This is a genomic window from Nostoc sp. (assembly GCF_036919575.1).
Classification (GTDB): domain Bacteria; phylum Cyanobacteriota; class Cyanobacteriia; order Cyanobacteriales; family Nostocaceae; genus Nostoc.
Genome location: NZ_JBALBY010000110.1, coordinates 23,527 through 41,040 on the forward strand (window position 1 = coordinate 23,527; position 17,514 = coordinate 41,040).

The 17,514-nt window shown below is 41.0% G+C and carries 16 protein-coding genes and 1 pseudogene; 7 read left to right on the forward strand and 10 right to left on the reverse strand.

Annotated elements, in window-relative coordinates; genetic code table 11:
• Window positions 1-12: 12 nt before the first annotated feature.
• The 3 genes from V7K27_RS28755 to V7K27_RS28765 form a co-directional block, all read right to left on the reverse strand.
• On the reverse strand, window positions 13-447 hold the full coding sequence (locus tag V7K27_RS28755) for a hypothetical protein (protein WP_334951992.1): 435 nt from the start codon (window positions 445-447) through the stop codon (window positions 13-15).
• Between the two features lie 170 nt (window positions 448-617).
• Complete coding sequence (locus V7K27_RS28760) at window positions 618-1,880, reverse strand: sensor histidine kinase (RefSeq protein ID WP_334951822.1); 1,263 nt, start codon at window positions 1,878-1,880, stop codon at window positions 618-620.
• Between the two features lie 255 nt (window positions 1,881-2,135).
• Window positions 2,136-4,088, reverse strand: coding sequence for an ATP-binding protein (locus V7K27_RS28765; RefSeq protein WP_334951823.1), 1,953 nt, complete (start codon window positions 4,086-4,088; stop codon window positions 2,136-2,138).
• Here V7K27_RS28765 and V7K27_RS28770 point away from each other — a divergent pair.
• From V7K27_RS28770 to V7K27_RS28785, 4 genes are all read left to right on the forward strand, one after another.
• A complete protein-coding gene (locus V7K27_RS28770; protein ID WP_334951825.1) occupies window positions 4,087-4,368 on the forward strand; it encodes a hypothetical protein in 282 nt (93 codons plus the stop codon). The genes V7K27_RS28765 and V7K27_RS28770 overlap by 2 nt on opposite strands.
• 42 nt (window positions 4,369-4,410) lie before the next feature.
• Window positions 4,411-4,500 carry a cytochrome b6-f complex subunit PetN gene (gene petN, locus V7K27_RS28775; protein ID WP_012408302.1) on the forward strand — a complete coding sequence of 30 codons (90 nt, stop codon included), beginning with the start codon at window positions 4,411-4,413 and terminating at the stop codon, window positions 4,498-4,500.
• 4 nt (window positions 4,501-4,504) lie between these two features.
• Window positions 4,505-4,669 (forward strand): hypothetical protein, encoded by a 165-nt coding sequence (locus tag V7K27_RS28780; protein ID WP_334952004.1) that lies wholly within the window; start codon window positions 4,505-4,507, stop codon window positions 4,667-4,669.
• A 379-nt stretch (window positions 4,670-5,048) separates the two neighbouring features.
• The gene (locus V7K27_RS28785; RefSeq protein WP_334951827.1) at window positions 5,049-7,736 is read left to right on the forward strand and encodes a GAF domain-containing sensor histidine kinase; all 2,688 of its coding nucleotides are present in this window, start codon (window positions 5,049-5,051) and stop codon (window positions 7,734-7,736) included.
• A 358-nt stretch (window positions 7,737-8,094) separates the two neighbouring features.
• Here the strand turns inward: V7K27_RS28785 and V7K27_RS28790 are convergent.
• A pseudogene (locus tag V7K27_RS28790) lies at window positions 8,095-8,427 on the reverse strand (Rpn family recombination-promoting nuclease/putative transposase); the annotation flags it as partial.
• A gap of 149 nt (window positions 8,428-8,576) precedes the next feature.
• Between V7K27_RS28790 and V7K27_RS28795 the strand changes: the two are divergent.
• Window positions 8,577-9,032, forward strand: a complete 456-nt coding sequence (locus V7K27_RS28795) for a DUF29 domain-containing protein (RefSeq protein WP_334951829.1) — start codon at window positions 8,577-8,579, stop codon at window positions 9,030-9,032.
• Window positions 9,033-9,268: 236 nt separating this feature from the next.
• A complete protein-coding gene (locus V7K27_RS28800) occupies window positions 9,269-9,514 on the forward strand; it encodes a hypothetical protein (RefSeq protein ID WP_334951831.1) in 246 nt (81 codons plus the stop codon).
• A 235-nt stretch (window positions 9,515-9,749) separates the two neighbouring features.
• On the opposite strand, the gene V7K27_RS28805 is transcribed toward V7K27_RS28800, so the two are convergent.
• The 5 genes from V7K27_RS28805 to V7K27_RS28825 form a co-directional block, all read right to left on the reverse strand.
• Complete coding sequence (locus tag V7K27_RS28805; RefSeq protein WP_334951832.1) at window positions 9,750-9,875, reverse strand: hypothetical protein; 126 nt, start codon at window positions 9,873-9,875, stop codon at window positions 9,750-9,752.
• A gap of 16 nt (window positions 9,876-9,891) precedes the next feature.
• Window positions 9,892-10,863: a putative nucleotide-diphospho-sugar transferase gene (locus V7K27_RS28810; protein WP_334951834.1), complete on the reverse strand. Its 972-nt coding sequence runs from the start codon at window positions 10,861-10,863 to the stop codon at window positions 9,892-9,894.
• 215 nt (window positions 10,864-11,078) lie between these two features.
• Window positions 11,079-13,004: an ABC-F family ATP-binding cassette domain-containing protein gene (locus V7K27_RS28815; RefSeq protein ID WP_334951835.1), complete on the reverse strand. Its 1,926-nt coding sequence runs from the start codon at window positions 13,002-13,004 to the stop codon at window positions 11,079-11,081.
• A gap of 72 nt (window positions 13,005-13,076) precedes the next feature.
• On the reverse strand, window positions 13,077-13,493 hold the full coding sequence (locus tag V7K27_RS28820) for a DUF1824 family protein (RefSeq protein ID WP_334951837.1): 417 nt from the start codon (window positions 13,491-13,493) through the stop codon (window positions 13,077-13,079).
• A gap of 210 nt (window positions 13,494-13,703) precedes the next feature.
• Window positions 13,704-14,552: a prohibitin family protein gene (locus V7K27_RS28825; protein ID WP_292760917.1), complete on the reverse strand. Its 849-nt coding sequence runs from the start codon at window positions 14,550-14,552 to the stop codon at window positions 13,704-13,706.
• Window positions 14,553-14,926: 374 nt separating this feature from the next.
• Between V7K27_RS28825 and V7K27_RS28830 the strand changes: the two genes are divergently transcribed.
• On the forward strand, window positions 14,927-16,468 hold the full coding sequence (locus V7K27_RS28830) for a phytoene desaturase family protein (RefSeq protein ID WP_334951839.1): 1,542 nt from the start codon (window positions 14,927-14,929) through the stop codon (window positions 16,466-16,468).
• Window positions 16,469-17,036: 568 nt separating this feature from the next.
• Here V7K27_RS28830 and V7K27_RS28835 read toward each other — a convergent pair.
• Window positions 17,037-17,498: a hypothetical protein gene (locus tag V7K27_RS28835; RefSeq protein WP_334951840.1), complete on the reverse strand. Its 462-nt coding sequence runs from the start codon at window positions 17,496-17,498 to the stop codon at window positions 17,037-17,039.
• Between the last annotated feature and the right edge of the window lie 16 nt (window positions 17,499-17,514).

Here is a 17,514-nt window from a genome sequence, read left to right on the forward strand (position 1 = left end):
GGGAAAGGGAATTTAGATTGATGAAAAAGGTTTAACCCAATGGAGTTGAATAGCGATATTAAGAGCAATCGCAGCGATCGCAAACCATAATATACTTTCAAAAGCCAACACCAGAAAAGGCAAAATTGTGCTATGAGAATTCCACCCAAGTTCTATCTGAGTTAATCCCCGCACCAAGCCAAAGGCCAGCACACCACCGGTTTTGAGTTGAGGATTTTGATCTGATCGGATGATGTAGCGGTAGGTGATACCAAATAGCAAACCAGTAAAAGTTGCAACTGCACCACTCAGCCACCAATGCCAATTAACATCACTTTGCAGACTTGCGAGTGTCTGAAAATACTTTGCCAATACAAAAGTATTCAACAGACTAGCGAGCAGAAAAGCGAAACATACAGATAAACCCCCAATTATTCCAGCTTTCAGGGATTCTAGGCGTTCTGCCATTAATTGAGGATCTAAAATTACGTTCACTGTATATAGAGATTAGGGATTGGGCACTTGTACTGAGCGTTGCCGTTGGCGCAGCCTCTCGTAGAGAACTATTGGGAAAGTTTTTCCCCAGTTTCCAGTATGATAAATGCTAGAGCAGTTTTGTAATTAATTAAATGCTGTTCTCATGTGGGAATTTTGATGATAAACTCGGTTCCCAGACCTGACTGAGAATTCACTTCTAAAACACCTTTGTGTTTCTCTACAACTATTTGATAGGCTATTGACAAGCCAAGCCCAGTGCCTTTACCAACTTTTTTTGTGGTAAATAACGGCTCAAACAAGCGTTTTTTAAGCCGTTCAGGAATACCAACCCCATTATCAGCAATCCGAATCACAACCAATTCTTCAGAAGCTATTTCTGTTGCAATTTGAATCTGAGGAATTAGATTGCTCATTTTGCCTTCCATTATAGCTTCATCAAGCGCATCAACTGCGTTTGCCAGAATGTTCATAAATACTTGATTCATCTGCCCTAGATAGCAGCTAACCTCTGGTAATACGCCATAATTTTTAATAACTTCAATGCGGGGACGATCGCCATTAGCATTGAGGCGGTGTTGCAAAATCATTAGTGTACTATCTAGTCCTTGGTGCAAATCAGCAGATATTTTGGCATCACTATCCGAGCGAGAGAAATTGCGAAGTGAATCAGAAAGGTTCCGAATTCGTTCACTTCCAAGCTGAAGTGACTTCAAGATTTTTGGCATATCTTCGAGAACAAAATTTAGATCCAAGTCCTTAATAGCAGTGCTAATTTTGGCTGTTGGGTTTGGATACTCTTGTTCATACAGTAAGATCAACTTGCTTACTCCTGCAATGTATTCTTGCAAGGGTGGAATATTGCTAGAAATAAAGTTAATCGGGTTATTGAGTTCATGACCAATACCAGCGATTAGCTCTCCGAGTGCTGATAGTTTCTCTTGCTGCACCAGTTGGACTTGGGCTTCTTGCAAAGCCTTGGTGCGATCGCTAACTTGTTGTTCCAAAGATTCAGTCAATTGTTTGAGTTGTAAATGCACGCGCACTCTAGCAATGACTTCCTCTTGTGCAAACGGTTTCGGGATATAGTCTACTGCACCAAGGGAAAAGCCCTTCGTTTTGTTCTCCGTATCTGATAAAGCAGTGGTGAAAATAATCGGAATGTTTTGGGTAACAGGATTGGCTTTCAGACGACGACAAGTTTCAAATCCGTCAATACCTGGCATTTGTACATCCAGCAAAATCAACTCTGGTTGATTGCGTTCGGCCTGAGCGATCGCACTTTCTCCATCGACTGCAACACGGAAACGAAAACCCTCACTATTGAGCGCTTCAGACAGGACTGATAAATTTGTCGGATTATCATCCACAATCAAAATAAATCCCGTATTTTTGTTCTTGTTCATGATGGATTTAAAAATAAAAGAATTCAGAAGTCAGGAGTCAGAATTCAGAATGGAATTTGCATAGCTATAGCGATTTGCAGTTGAGTTCAATACAGACCTAACCCCCACTTCCCTACTAGCGTTGGGGAGTAAGATTCAAAGCCTCTCTCCTTTTAGGAGAGAGGTCAAAAATGTACTGCATCCAAGAGAGAATCACTATAGTTAGTAACTTCCTAACTTCCTCAAGCTCCTCTTGAAATGTTTTTACAGGTTGTCTCATTTATTCTGACTCCTGAATTCTGACTCCTGAATTCTGACTCCTGAATTCTGACTCCTGAATTCTGACTCCTGAATACTTACAATAAAACTTTCCAAACGTTTGAGTTGGAAATTACTAGCAAGCTGGATAAGCTGCTCGGCAAAAACGCTTAGTTGCTGATCAGATGCAGAAAGTTGTTGAGCCAGTTCCAAAACTTTTTGAATATCGCCGTCTTGTGCGAGTTCGAGTAACTGTTGTAAAACCTCGTTACCAGGATAAATCATCTTATTTGGTTCATCCAAACCATCTACCTGGTTTTTTTTGATTGCATCTACCTTACCGTCAAAAATCCATTCCAATTGCAAAAATTGCCGTAACATTTCCAGCAGCGTTTCAGCTTCTACAGGCTTTGGTAGAAATACATTTGCACCGACATCAATACTCTTGTACTGGTCGGCTGCAAACACACTGGCTGAAGAAGCGATGATCGCAATCTCTGGAAATTGCTCAGATTGACGCAAACAATCGATGAACTGAAATCCATCCAATATAGGCATTACTAGGTCAGTGATAATCAAGTCTGGTTTATGTACTAGAGCCTGTTCCCATCCTTCCTGACCCTGAATAGCTTCTACAACAGTAAACCCAATTGGCTCTAGTAAATTTACAATTACCGCTCGGTTTTCCCATCTGTCATCCGCAATCAAAATGGTACGCCTTTGTCCTTGATAACCAATAATGGTTCCTTGCTCAACCACTCTGGAAACCTTTGCCCAATCTTTAGATTCTGGCAATTTTACCTCAAACCAGAAAGTGCTACCTTTGGATAAGGTACTTTGCACCTGAATTTGACCACCCATCAACAATACAATTTTTTGGCTGATTGCTAATCCCAAGCCAGTACCTTCAGATTGTCGTTTCTGATTTCCCACTTGCTCAAAGGGCTGAAAGATTTTCTCGGCTTCTTCAGGGATTATACCCGTGCCGGTATCTATTACCTCAAAGCGAATTTTGTGGTTAGTCTGTCTATTGGCATTTGATTCTTGAGCAATGACCTGAACTTTGAAGGTGACACTGCCTTGATAAGTAAATTTAATGGCATTACTAAGCAAGTTAATCAGTACTTGCCGCAAGCGTTTTTCATCAGCATGAATACCCGTTGGCAAATCAGGATCGAGTTGGACGTGAAATGCGATCGCCTTTTGTTCTGCCCGGATGCGGGAAATTTCAGTTACGCTATCTATAAAAGCAGGCAAGTAGAAATCAACAGGATGCAATTCTAGTTTCCGAGCTTCTATCTTGGAGAGATCCAAAATATCATTAATCAGGGTTAAAAGATGGGAACCACATTGGTAAATGATGCCGACTCCTTTGCGTCCTTTTTCACTCAAAGATTCTGTGCGTTGAAGGATTTGTGCAAAGCCCAGGATGCCGTTGAGGGGTGTACGTAGTTCATGACTCATATTTGCGAGAAATTCACTCTTGGCTTGGCTGGAGTTTTGAGCAATTTCTTCTGCAAAGCGTAGTTCTTTCTCGATGCGTTTGCGCTCTACAATTTCAGTTGAAAGCGCTCGATTGATAACTTCTAACTGGGCTGGACTGGGTAATGTTAGAGCTTGAGGCATGAGATAAATTAATGCAAATGCCGTGTATATCGAAATAATCGCAGTTAGAGCTTTTAAACCACCTGCAATCCAATAGTCTGGATGCCAAAGCGTCCAAATTTCCATCAAGTGTCCAGTACCGCAGACAATGATAAAAGCACTAAATAATTGAAAAACTCCATTGAAAGGAACGTCTTTGCGCTTGGAAATAAAGTAAATTAGTAGGAAGGGAATAGAATAATATGCAAAAGCGATCGTGGCATCAGAAATAATGTGGAGCCAAACTAATCCAGTTTGCCAGAGATAACAATGTCCGTGGGGAATAAAACCGTCAGACTGGAAAGGATAGTTGAAAAATGTCGGCATGATATTAGGGGTTGCTGGATTTGAAATATATATCCATAACCCTAGTATTCCCAAAACATCAAGGGGAAAACCGCGATCGCTACTTTTTTACATTCGTCTTGATTATGACGTAAACTACTACCGTACCAATAAAAGATGTGTGTTCTTTGCGGCAGTTACGCCCGCACTTGTCTACGAGACGCTGCGCGAACGACTTGGCTCTGTTACCATCGTAGACATCGCCCGCCAAAGTTACAATATCATTTATAAAAAAATCTCAACCTACCCAATCCCTGTATGATAAAGATTAGAAACCTTTTGTAATTATTTGAAAAGTGGGACTATGGAGATTTTGACACTAGGTTGGGTATCACTGTTAGTTGTGTTCACTTGGTCAATTGCAATGGTAGTTTGGGGTCGTAACGGACTGTAGAGGCATGGTGGAAAGTCCATTTTTGAGTATTTTGGCAATAGTAGCTGTAGTGCTGCTCGTAGTAGTCACTGGTGGTATTGGTTATTTGACCCTAGCAGATTGGCGCGATCGCCGTCGTCGAGATGAAGAGAAACGCACCACCCGCAGCGCCACTCCTAAGCGGCGATAATTTTCTCGTGGTTGAAAAACTTTTTTGTAGGGACACGATAATTATCGTGTCCCTAAATTGTTTTTTTGGTATTTATTAAGAATAATTCAGAACTCAGGAGCGGAGCCGGAGACGTTTCCGTTAGCTCCGGTCAGAATGAGCGTATGAATTCTGTACGAGTGGGTAATAAATATTGGTCAAAACCTCGCCCGAAGTCAAGCGAAAAAAATTAAAATATTCTCGCCTTAAAACTCTATCCCTTTATGGGTAAAGTATTCAGAATTCTGAATTCTGACTCCTGTTTTATTTTTTTGGTATTTAAAGGAAATAATTGTTACCTTTCTACTGTCTAGGGGAATTATGAGATAGAAGACTTTCAATATTTAAAATCTGACTGGGAATGGAAAACGCCTCTACGATTCAACCTATACAACCTTCAGAGCAGCAAGAATCTCATTCAGATGTGACATCCTCTTTAGGTCAGAATGAGCAACAAAAAGCCTTGTCTGGAGTTATTGCCCGCATCCGCGAGTCTCTAGATATAGAAACCATCTTCAAAATTACAGTCACTGAAGTCCGCCAGCTTCTGAAAAGCGATCGGGTTGGCGTGTTTCGTTTTTATCCTGATTTGGCATGGGAAGGGGAATTTATCTATGAAGATGTGGCAACAGAGTGGCATTCGGCACTAGGAGCTAAACTGCGCGACCACTGCTTTAATCAGGAATTCGCAGGACTATATCAGCAAGGTCGGATTAAAGCAATAGCTGATATTTATCAAGGTAATGCCAGTGATTGCTACATCCAGATTCTAGAAAGATTCCAAGTACGTGCCAATATAACTGCCCCCTTGCTCAAAGGTAAAGATTTATGGGGATTGTTGTGTATTCATCAGTGTAGTAGTCCTCGGCAATGGGAAGCATCAGAAATTGAGTTTGTGCAATTAATCGCCGAACATCTGGGAGTTGCTTTGCAGCAAACAGATTACCTGGAACAAGTTAAATTACAATCAGCACAACTAGCACAAGCAAAAGCCAGAGAAAAAGCAGCCCAATGGCAGAAAAGCATAGCCATAACCATTGAGAAAATTCGTCAATTCCTAGACTTGGAAAGCATTTTCCGCACAAGCACCGCAGAACTTAGGCAGATGCTAAATGCTGACCGCGTGGCTATTTATCGCTTCAATCCCGATTGGAGTGGTGAATTCGTGTTTGAATCAGTGGCAGAGGGTTGGATCTCCTTGATGGAGCAGCAGTTACAGCGACCGGAATTGAAAGAAAACGTCAGCGAATGTAGTGCCAAAGATTTAGCTAAACCCCCAGTCGCTGATACCTACTTACAAGATACAGAGGGTGGTAACTTCAGTAGGTGTGAAGTTTACCGTGTTTGTAATGATATTTACAGTGCAGGCTTTAGCGACTGCTACATTAAAATCTTAGAGATATATCAAGCAAGAGCTTATGTGATCATTGCGATTTACCACGGTCAGAAGCTCTGGGGCTTACTAGCAGTGTACGAGAACGCCCGAAGCCGTGATTGGCAAAAAGATGAGGTTTACTTTCTTACCCAAGTTAGTACCCAATTGGGGGTAGCATTACAGCAAGCTGAGTCATTGAAACAGGTGCAGGCGCAAGCCCAAAAACTGGCTAAAGCCGCCGAACGAGAACGGAAAGCAGCCCAAAGGGAGAAAGCATTAGCCGCAACAGTAGAGAAAATTCGCCAGTCTCTTGATATTGCCACCATCTTTGCTACCAGTACAGAAGAAGTTCGACGGCTATTAGAAGTTGATCGAGTGACAATCTATCGATTCCAGGCTGATTGGAGTGGCGAATTTGTTGCTGAGTCTTTAGCCCCAGGTTGGACACCAATAAAGGAAATTGTACCTGCGACGTCTACGATGGGCGTAGCTGCCGCAAATGATTACTCGCAACAAACCCAAGACGGAAACTTTTCTAGTGGTAAAACTTTTGTCATTAAGGATATTTACAGCACCGATTATTCTATTCCTTATATTGCCCTGCTGGAACTAATGGAGGCGAGGGCATATATAATTGTGCCGATTTTTCAGGGTGAGAAACTTTGGGGATTACTCGCAGCTTATCAAAATATCAAACCCCGCGATTGGCAAGAAGATGAGGTAGATTTGCTGATGCAGATTGGTACTCAGTTAGGAGTAGGACTTCAGCAAGCCGAATTACTCGAACAAACTCAACGTCAAAAAGAAGAAATCACCCAGACTCTGAAAAAATTACAGCACACTCAGAGCCAGTTGATTCAAAGTGAAAAGATGGCAGGCTTAGGGCAGTTAGTTGCTGGTGTAGCACATGAAATTAACAACCCAATTAGTTTTATTTACGGCAACATCACTTATGTTAATGAACATACCGAAAATTTATTTAAATTATTGGGACTCTATCAGAAAGAGTATCCTAAGGCAACAGGAGAAATTCAAAAGCAATCAGCAGCAGTAGATTTAGATTTCATTAGTGATGACTTGCCCAAAATTCTTGCTTCAATGAGAATGGGGGCAAATCGGATCTCTCAACTAGTCTTGTCGTTACGAATTTTTTCTCGACTTGACGAAACAGGAATAAAGCCTATTGACCTTCATGAAGGCATCGACAGTACTTTGCTAATTTTACAACATCGACTGCAATCACAGTCTAATTCTTTTGCGATTGAGGTAGTTAAGCAATATGGTAAATTGCCTCCAGTAGTGTGCTATGCAGCCCAGATGAATCAGGTATTTATGAATGTTCTCAACAATGCGATCGATGCACTGCAAAACTCAGCAACTACTGGTAAAATAATTGAAAATCCGAAAATTTGGATTCGTACAGAAGTGATATCCGGGAATACTATTCTGATTTGCATTGCTGACAATGGTTGTGGGATTCCAGAGATGATGCGATCGCGCATTTTTGAACCTTTCTTTACCACCAAACAACCTGGACAAGGTATTGGTTTGGGGTTATCTATTAGCTACCAAATTATTGTAGAAAAACACGGTGGTAATATCAAGTGTGTTTCTGAACCTGGTAAGGGCTGTGAGTTCTGGATAGAAATTCCGATGAAACGGATAGTTAGTTAAGAAAAAACAGGCGATACCTTTTGGTGTATCCACTAGGTGTCCCTTGGCTTTTCAGTAGGGGTACACCTACGCTATTTTAACGTGAGTTCGATGAACCTCTCCCGGACAGCCTCCCTCTCCGAAACGGAAAGGGAGGAGCAACGAAAAATTCAGCTTTTTGCTCCCCTGTGTGCGTCGGAGAGGGGCTGCTCTTGAGAGGTCAAATAAGATTTGTCGAACTCACGTTAGGGACTGACAAATAAAAAAACATCCCAAATTATCTTGTGGGATGGGTGTCCTCACCCGTCCTATATTCAGGGCGGGCTTTCCTGCCCACCCCACAAGAGGGATAATTTATTTCTTGTCAGTCCCTTATTTTAAATGAACCGAAGGCGATGGGATAAACTGGCAAGGCGTATTTTTCATACAACCTGGCAAAGTAGCGATACATTCGCAAATCAAAAACTTCTTGATAATAAGCTTGATGTTCTAGATGTACTAGAAAAAAGGTTTCTTGATTTCTAAATCTGGCTTTTACTACTAAGTCAGTTTCATACTTTTCTCCAGCAGTCACATCGGTAAATACTTCTTTGTCAATGAAAGAGATCGTATCTCGTTCGAGATAAGCTGTTATCTCTGGAAAAAATAACTCGATGAATTCCCAGAAAAAGGTGGTTAGAAGTTCTTTGAATAGGCGATCGTGGTCTATCATAGTTAAGTTTATAACAATTGAGGCGTTAGCAATGACTGCTGCGGCTTTTTCGAGGTAACACTACGTGTAGCTTGCGGTAAGCTACGCGATCGCCCCCTCTGAAATAACAAAAGTAATGTTAAAATTATATATCCATAAAGGAGAAGATTATGAGCAATCAATCTGTTCCTAAAACCAATAATCTCTATGCACAAGATTATCACTTGTGGTTAGAACACACTGCTTATTTATTAAGAAATAAAAAATTTTTAGAATTAGAGTTAGAAAATTTAATTGAAGAAATTGAAAGCATGGGTAGAAGTGATAAAAATGCTTTAAGGAGTAATCTTAGAGTGCTTTTAATGCACCTTCTAAAATATAAATTTCAACCTCAAAACAGATCCAATAGTTGGTTATATAGAATCTATGAACATCGTCAAAGATTACAAGAAGCATTTTTAGATAGTCCTAGCTTAAAATGCTATTATACGGAAGTTTTTGATAATTGTTACCAACACGCTCGAAAAGAAGCTTCAATTGAAACAGGGCTTCCTCTGTCTATTTTTCCTAAAGACTATCCTTTTTCTGCTGATGAAACCTTAGATTCTGATTTCTTCCCAAATTAAAGCCAAGCACATCAGAGAGAGTTTGTAGGCGATCGCAGCAGTTTATGAGAAATAGTTAGTTGTCTCTTGTGGAAGTGCGATCGCAGTTTATGGAAGCGCGATCGCACTAATCGTCAGTTAGGTAAATCCAATTGCTGCGATCGCACCCCACAAGCATGAGGGCTTGACAAAATATAACTGTTAAAATCATCATAATGGTGTCAAAGTGCGAAAAAAACACACCCAATAGGAGAAAAATGCCAGCCATTGTTAAACTACAACTCTCCTTAGAAACTTTAGCAGAAGCAATATCTTCCCTTGATTTAACAGAAAAACGTCAACTTCAAGAGCTAATTGAGCAACAAATTTTTGAAGCCGAAGAAGCTTTGTATGAAGACGATGCAGAAACACTGGCAGAAATTCAAGCAGTTCGCACTGAGTATAGCGATGGTGAGTCGGTGACTATAGATGAATTTATTGCTAACCGCTCAGAGCAGAGATAATGAGTTATGCATTAATTTGTATGGTCATAAATTCAGTATTATTTATGGAGAGCTACTAGCGTGGTCAACAATAACAATCAAATACTACCATTACTACAATTACTAACAGAGAAGAGTTAGAAGGCTTTGTGCAGGTGTTAGCAAATGTAACTAAGCTCCCCGTTGAAGGGCAGGAATATATGATGATGACGAGAACGAAGCCAAAGATAACCTCTGGCGATCGCTCATCGACAGTTTAGACAATTTCTGTGATGATTTTATGACTAATTGCGATCGCAGATTCTTGCATGGGAACAAAAGAAAGAGTTAGGAGAGACGCGATTAACGCTACTACGAACACCACCCGCCATCTCATATTCAAAAGTTTTTAAGCCGAATTAATAATTGTCTAAATAAAAAGTGATCGCGCCAACTACTTGCTCAACTATATTTGGATAAAATTTGTAAGCAATTTGACGGAATTTGCCTGAAGTAACAAGCCGACCCCAGCAATGGAGAAAGCAAATATCATTTTTCTGATCGAGCATAGATGCAGCTTTAATTTGGCACATTTGATGTATATGAGAAAGCATCTCAACAGATTTATTGTTCACCCTAGATGCAGCGTCGATTGGGGAAATGTTATATATCTGAGGAAGCCTCGTCACAGAAAATTGTGTACGATTAATGGCTCTAACTAGGGCTAGCTGATCGTGCTTTTTAAACTTTAGCCACTCCTGATGCCATAGCTCAAACAAAAACTGAGTTTGTATACTGTCCCTCCAAAGAATTACCCCACTATTAAACTGAGTTGTGCCTTCTGGAAGATATTGTAAGGTGTAACTTTTCTCTTCTGGGGAAATATGTTCGCACAAGGACAAGGTTGGAAGTCTGTCAACCACCATAGCCATATCTTTTTGAGAGAGGTAGTCCCAAAGCTCAGAAATAGGTTTTAGGGGAAGAATATCTGCGTCTAGAAAAAGTGTTTCTTTGTATAGACTAAAGGTTGATTGACATGTCTTAATGTCCCTAGATAAGAATGAGCTATCATCATTTATCTCACTTGCCTCAATAAAACTAGGAGTAATTTCGTAGTCACCAAGAGGCAGAAGTTTCAATAACGGATGATCGCAGATGAGAGTAATGGGTATCTTTGGCTCCAGTTGACGTAGGCTCATCGCACTGATTAAAGCTGCTTCCAGATATATAATATTTCCCATTGCACAATAAACCACCCCTCGATTTCTCATAGAAAAAAACTTTAAATTATGAACAATGCTTAAATTATAAATTTTTACAGCTTCTTTAACGTGCTGGACATCATCACCACGATCAGCCGATCCACTGAATGCAAAAAAGAAAGCAGTCAAGAAAAAGAGTGGTTTGAAGGTAGGGGGACAACCAGGACACAAAGGGGCTGTCCGGTTCTTGTACGAGGAATCTGACTGTGCAGATGTGATAAATCTGAAGCCAGAGTTCTGTAGTGACTGTGGATCTCCTTAGCTACAAATATTGTAGCGATCGCTCTTTCGGGAAAAAATTTTGGTTTACTGAACAAGGTTTCTGGTTGATTTATGCAAGAGGTCTACTCCATCTCTGCCAATTCTAACCAGCGTTCAGTCGCCACATCGATCGCTTGCTTGAGCTTTTCCACATGATTATAGAGTTTTTGCACTTGGCTATAATTCCCCGGTGAGACATTCGCTAGTGTTTTCTCGGTTTCTGCTTTCTCAGCTTCTAACTGGGCAATTTTACCTTCCAACTGCTGAAATTCTTTTTTTTCCCAATTAGATAATCTACGCCGCTTTTGATTTTCTACATCCTTGGGTGAAGCCGCAACATTTTGAGCTTCGACATTTTTGGGCTTCTCCTTAGCGTTTGCAGCTTGTTGCTGTGCTTCTTCAGCCTTCTTAAAGTCCAGATAAACTGAGTAATTCCCTGGATATAGCCGGAGATTACCGCCTTCTTCAAAGGAAAATACTGTGTCGATGGTGCGATCGAGAAAGTAGCGATCGTGAGAAACTACAATTACACACCCGGCAAAATCCTCTAAATAATCCTCTAATACTGCCAATGTCTGTACATCTAAATCATTTGTCGGTTCATCTAAAATCAACACATTGGGCGCACCCATCAAAACCCGCAACAGAAATAAACGTCTTTTTTCCCCACCTGAAAGTTTATGAATTGGGGCATACTGCTGATTACCAGGAAACAGAAACCGCTCCAACATTTGGGAAGCAGTAATTTGAGTACCATCGGTAATTTTGACAAATTCTCCTTCTTCTTTGATGTAGTCAATCACGCGCTGATTTTCGTTCATTTTTGTGAGCAATTCTTCAGAATGCTGGTCAAAATAACCGATGTGAATTGTAGTACCAATTTCTGCAATGCCTGAATCTGGTTTAACTCGCCCAGTAATTATATCCATTAAAGTAGATTTACCAGCACCATTAGCGCCGATGATGCCGATGCGGTCTTCTGGGCTAAATTCGTAGGTAAAATTATTAATTAGGGTGCGTCCGTTATATGCTTTAGAAATTTGATTTAATTCAATAACTTTTTTGCCAATACGACGACCAATTGTAGAAATATCAACTTTACCCTGAACTTGTTTAAACTCAGTATCCCGCAAAGCATGAGCGCGGTCAATTCTAGCTTTTTGCTTAGTACTTCTGGCTTTCGGACCTTTTTTGAGCCATTCTAACTCGCGCCGCAACAAGCCTTGATGTTTACGTTGACTACTTACGGCAGATTCTTCAGCTAAAGCTTTCTTTTCCAGGTAATATGAATAGTTACCTGTATAAGTGTAAATATCGCCTCGGTCAATTTCAATGATCCGATTGGTAACGCGATCTAGAAAGTAGCGATCGTGAGTTATTAAAAAAAGTGCGCCCCGATAGCGATTTAAATAACTTTGTAACCATTCTACAGAAAGAGCATCGAGATGGTTTGTCGGCTCATCCATGAGCAAAACATCGGGTTCTGATAGCAACGCTGATGCTAAAGCAATGCGCTTGCGATAGCCTCCAGATAAAGTGCTTATTTTGGCATCAAAGTCAGAAATTCCTAATTTTGTCAGGATGATTTTAGCATTAGTTTCTAGTTCCCAAGCACCGCTCGTATCCATCCGTTGCATCACCACAGAAAGGCGAGACATCAGTTGGTTATCATCTGGATAGTGAACCAATTTATCTGACAGTTCCTCATACTCACGCACCAAAGCTGTATGTTCGCCACTGTCGGCAAAAACTTGCTCTAAAACTGTGTGATTTTCATCTAAATCTGGCTGCTGGGGTAAGTAGATAATTTTAGAACCGGAGTTGATCAAAATTTGACCGCTATCAATCGATTCTAGACCAGCAATCATTTTTAATATGGTTGATTTACCAGAACCATTAGTACCAATTAAACCAACTTTATCGGTAGCATCGAGGCTAAAACTAGCATCTTTTAAAATTTCCTTGATGCCAAAGTCTTTTTTTATTGATTGGAGTGTAATAATACTCATAAGATTTAAGTAATTAATTGTTTTTCATTAGTGAGTAGGCAAGGCAGATACCCTACCTACCTTCGCCGAATTCTATACAAATAAATCCAAGGGTAAATGTCCATACATCTCGTTGATTCCCTCTTCGTCGTCAGACTGACAAGATACTAATACACCACGATGATGTCCAGCATAGGAATCGAGATAACACAAGCCATTTTTACCATTTAATTTAATATAAACTGGCCCTTCAGGTGTAAGTAAATTGTTTGGTGGTTCATAACCCAAAGCCAGAGAATAGGTCTTCATAGCCAGTATTCCTTCTTCTGCTGTATCAGCACAAATTCCTAAAATTTGATAATCAGCAAGGTTGGTAAGTAAAATTAAGGCACTACGAATTACTACTTTTTCTGATGGCTTGAGGATAGGGGCGATGTCTAGGCAGTTGAATTTATTCAGTAATTTTTTCGCTTCTTCGGCGGTGAGATTTTGATGATTGGGGGTTGACATAAACTCCAATTATTCTCTTGTTAGTTTTGCTGTTGTGTTTGAGTTGAGACTAGGTAAACTTACTAAGGAATAAGAATTAAATAACATACAATTTATGCCCTGACTTACCTCACCCTCAATCCCTCTCCGATATATTGGAGAGGGAGGCTAGAGACAAGATGAAGTTTTGCATTTTATTTCATCCACCTTCCTAAGTATAATTTACTCGAATTACGGTTGATTTTGTACATTCCCAAGGTTGAATATGAAGGGAACACCGCTTTTTGAGTCACCACCCATAACGAGGACTTTTGGCATCTGAGCGCCGCCACTCTTCCAAGCTTCAATTGCTTCTTTTTGCAGAACCAACTGTCCTCCTTGGGCTTTGAGTGTCTCTGCTAAGAGTCTTTGAGATTCTGCCTTACCTTTGGCGCGATTCACATCTGCTTGTGCTTCTTGTTCAGCTTCCCGTGCTACATAAACGGCTCTTTGCGCCCGTTGTTCAGCAATTTGTTTTTCTTCCACTGCTTTGGCAAATTCTGGTGAGAACGCTAAGTCAACTACGCTAGTATCTAACACAATTATCCCATATTTGTCTAAGCGATCGCCTAACGCATTATCAAAGTCTTCTTTCAATTCACTTCTTTTGGTAATTGCTTCTTCAACTGTTCTTCTGGCGGCTGCAATTTTAAATGCTTCTTGTGTCTGAGGTGCAATGATTTTTGATACAATATTTTCTAAGGTTCCTTGTTTCCTTCTCACCTCAACTACCTTTATGGGGTCGAGGCGAAAGTTGATCGCAAATCTCGCAGATAAATTTTGCAAATCCTTAGTAGAACTCTCTGCTGGCACTTCAAACTTTTGCACTGTCAAATCATACACATCTATCACCGTGATAAAAGGCGGTTTGACGTGAATCCCTTCCAATAAAGCGCCATCTCTAGCTTTACCTAAGATGCTGATCACTCCTGCTTGTCCAGGGGTAATAATGATAAAGGAATTTAGTCCGATAATCACTAGTATTGCTAACACAATTCCGAAAACTGTGGTTTGCCAATTTCCCAATTGCTGATTTTTCAAATTCCTCTCTCCATGTGAGTTAGTCATTGGTCATTGGTCATTTGTCATTTGTCATTTGTCATTTGTCATTGGTCATTAGTCATTAGTCATTAGTCATTAGTCATTAGTCATTAGTCATTGGTCAACTGGTATCAACAAGGCGTAAACATTCAACGCATTCTCTCCAGCGCTTGCTTGAGTATGCACACCAGTATCATAAACAAATTTGGCTGGCGACTACTTATTCTATGAATGAACAGTAGATGGTTTCTATGTTGATGACGGCTCTGCCAAACTCTTCCTTTGTGCTAGAATCCCCCTGTCAATAGGGTTTAAGATGTGCTAACCCTGGAGTTAGCAAACCTTAAGAAACCATCGTTGCAAACATAAGGGATATGCAAATTACAGATGTAGTTGTCATTGGTAGCGGTATTGGCGGTTTGAGTTGTGCTGCTGTTTTAGCACGGTATGGCTTTGATGTCATAGTCTGCGAAAGTCACTCCATTGCTGGTGGTGCCGCCCATGCTTTTGAGCGCAATGGTTTCAAATTTGACTCTGGCCCGTCCCTCTACTCTGGACTGTCTTACAGCCCCTCTGCCAACCCCCTGCGACAAGTGCTAGATGCCATTGGCTCGGAATTACCATGTGTAACCTACGATACTTGGGGTTGTTGTCTACCAGAAGGTGATTTTGACACGTCGGTTGGTGCCGAGCAATTTTGTGAAGTGCTGATGAAATTCCGTGGTCATGATGCTGTAGCCGAATGGCAAGAACTCCAGCGCGTTATGCAACCATTCGCTAGTGCAGCAACTTCCATTCCACCAGCCGCATTACGCTTTGATCTTGGTGCAGTTAGAACTGTAGCCCCGTTTGTGTCATCTCTGACAAAACATCTGCCAGATATCATCAAATTGACAAGCCCCTTCAGCCGGATTATGGATGGCGTTGTCAAAGATCCGTTTACCCGAAATTGGCTGAATTTGCTGTGTTTTCTGCTTTCTGGACTGCCCGCAGATGGCACTAGTGCCGCAGAGGTAGCATTTATGTTTGCGGACTGGTATCGACCAGATGCAGTACTTGAATATCCGATTGGTGGTAGTGGTGCTTTAGTTGACACCCTTGTACAAGGATTGGAACGACATGGTGGGAAGCTGATACTGGGCGCTCATGTGGAGCAAGTGCTTGTAGAAGGTAATCGTGCGGTGGGTGTGCGTCTGCGCGATCGCCAAGAAATTCGATCGCGGCGGGCAGTGATTTCTAATGCCTCGGTTTGGGACACACTGAAGCTACTACCAGAAAAGGCAGTACCTAAACAGTACCGCACCAAACGACAAGCAACACCTGAGTGTGATAGCTTTATGCATCTACATCTAGGCATTGATGCTCAAGGATTACAGTCAAATTTGCGTTGTCATTACATCGTAGTCAATAACTGGGAATTGGGCATCACAGCACCTCAGAATGTTGTAGTGATATCAATCCCTTCAATTCTCGACCCATCCCTAGCACCACCAGGTAAGCATGTGATTCATGTGTATACTCCAGGTAATGAGCCGTATGCTTTATGGCAGGGAATGGATCGAAGAAACCAAGAATATACTGAACAAAAGCGATCGCGTGCAGAAGTAATGTGGCAAGCGCTACAGCGGATCATTCCAGATATTCGCTCTCGTTGCGAAGTCACCCTTGTTGGTACACCTTTAACCCACGAGCGTTTTCTCCGCCGTCACCAAGGTTCTTACGGCCCAGCAATTGCGGCTGGATCTGGTATGTTTCCTGGCCCTGGTACACCTCTACCAGGACTAATGTGCTGTGGAGACTCGACATTTCCCGGCATTGGTTTACCAGCAGTCGCCGCCAGTGGGATGATTGCCGCGAATACACTTGCACCTATTAATAAGCATTTAGCTATGCTTCAGGATATTAGCTGCATTTAACTCAGGACTTACGCAAACAATAGCCGAAAAGAGTGATTTTCTTCTTAGGGCAATTCATGAATTGCCCCTACAGCGTGTGGTTTTGCGTAAGTCCTATAACTTTTTGAGTATAAAATCTAGTTGCCAAGAAAGCCGCACCTGCTACCAAAATTACTAGTCTTATATCTTGCACCAGGCGGCTGGAAGTCGCGGCTACACAGGCAAAACCCACCTCCGTGGGTTAGAAACCCTTGATTTCGTCTTAGTCCACGGAGGTGGACTTTGTTTGTATAGCTGCGATTTCTAATCGCTAGGGCTAGGTGCAAGATGTGAGTAGTACACTGTCAGGTAAGGGACTGACAAATAAAAAAATATCCAAAAATTTCTTGTGGTGCGGGCCGAAAAGCCCGCTAATCACAAAGGACGGGCAAGATGCCCATCCCACAAGATGGAATAATTTATTTTTTGGAGTTCCCTAAGCTGATGTGCAGCTAAATTTTATAACAAGAAAACCCAATAATATTGTAGTGCGGGCATCTTGCCCGCACTACAATATACAAATTAAATACGCAACAGCTTACTTGTTGGTTTACAAACTTGTTCTAATCCACCAGCTTATTTTTTCCAAATTAGGAACTATTTCCTGCCAAAAGCTTGCTGATGAATCTGCTTCTCTTGTTGCTGAGAGTATTTTCTCTATACTGTCAAAGTTTTTTTGAATCAACTGCTTATCTAGTTTAGGAATATCTAATTTAAGATATTTCAGACGGTTAGGTAACTCTACTTTCTCTCTTGTCGGCAAGTGGGGAATCTGCTTAACTTGTTCTATAATTTTGTCTATTGATGCAATGACTTCTTGCAGGCTCGGCTTTTTAGTTTGTAATTGTAAATCTTTTTCTTCAAAGTTTGCTTCTTGATTACCTAACTTTACTATCACTATTTTGACGAAGAAAATATTGTAATCAATCTCACTTACTTCACCAATTTGCTTGTGGTATATTCCACTTTTATTTATAAGTACTATGTCACCTTTCTCAATTCTGTCGTTCATAATTTATACAGCCCTT

What these genes read in the sequence shown, in the direction of transcription:
- V7K27_RS28755 (WP_334951992.1), bottom strand. Translation starts at nt 447, where the DNA reads ATGGCAGAACGCCTAGAATCCCTGAAAGCTGGAATAATTGGGGGTTTA.
- V7K27_RS28760 (WP_334951822.1), bottom strand. Translation starts at nt 1,880, where the DNA reads ATGAACAAGAACAAAAATACGGGATTTATTTTGATTGTGGATGATAAT.
- V7K27_RS28770 (WP_334951825.1), top strand. Translation starts at nt 4,087, where the DNA reads ATGATATTAGGGGTTGCTGGATTTGAAATATATATCCATAACCCTAGT.
- V7K27_RS28765 (WP_334951823.1), bottom strand. Translation starts at nt 4,088, where the DNA reads ATGCCGACATTTTTCAACTATCCTTTCCAGTCTGACGGTTTTATTCCC.
- petN (WP_012408302.1), top strand. Translation starts at nt 4,411, where the DNA reads ATGGAGATTTTGACACTAGGTTGGGTATCACTGTTAGTTGTGTTCACT.
- V7K27_RS28780 (WP_334952004.1), top strand. Translation starts at nt 4,505, where the DNA reads ATGGTGGAAAGTCCATTTTTGAGTATTTTGGCAATAGTAGCTGTAGTG.
- V7K27_RS28785 (WP_334951827.1), top strand. Translation starts at nt 5,049, where the DNA reads ATGGAAAACGCCTCTACGATTCAACCTATACAACCTTCAGAGCAGCAA.
- V7K27_RS28795 (WP_334951829.1), top strand. Translation starts at nt 8,577, where the DNA reads ATGAGCAATCAATCTGTTCCTAAAACCAATAATCTCTATGCACAAGAT.
- V7K27_RS28800 (WP_334951831.1), top strand. Translation starts at nt 9,269, where the DNA reads ATGCCAGCCATTGTTAAACTACAACTCTCCTTAGAAACTTTAGCAGAA.
- V7K27_RS28815 (WP_334951835.1), bottom strand. Translation starts at nt 13,004, where the DNA reads ATGAGTATTATTACACTCCAATCAATAAAAAAAGACTTTGGCATCAAG.
- V7K27_RS28820 (WP_334951837.1), bottom strand. Translation starts at nt 13,493, where the DNA reads ATGTCAACCCCCAATCATCAAAATCTCACCGCCGAAGAAGCGAAAAAA.
- V7K27_RS28830 (WP_334951839.1), top strand. Translation starts at nt 14,927, where the DNA reads ATGCAAATTACAGATGTAGTTGTCATTGGTAGCGGTATTGGCGGTTTG.
- V7K27_RS28835 (WP_334951840.1), bottom strand. Translation starts at nt 17,498, where the DNA reads ATGAACGACAGAATTGAGAAAGGTGACATAGTACTTATAAATAAAAGT.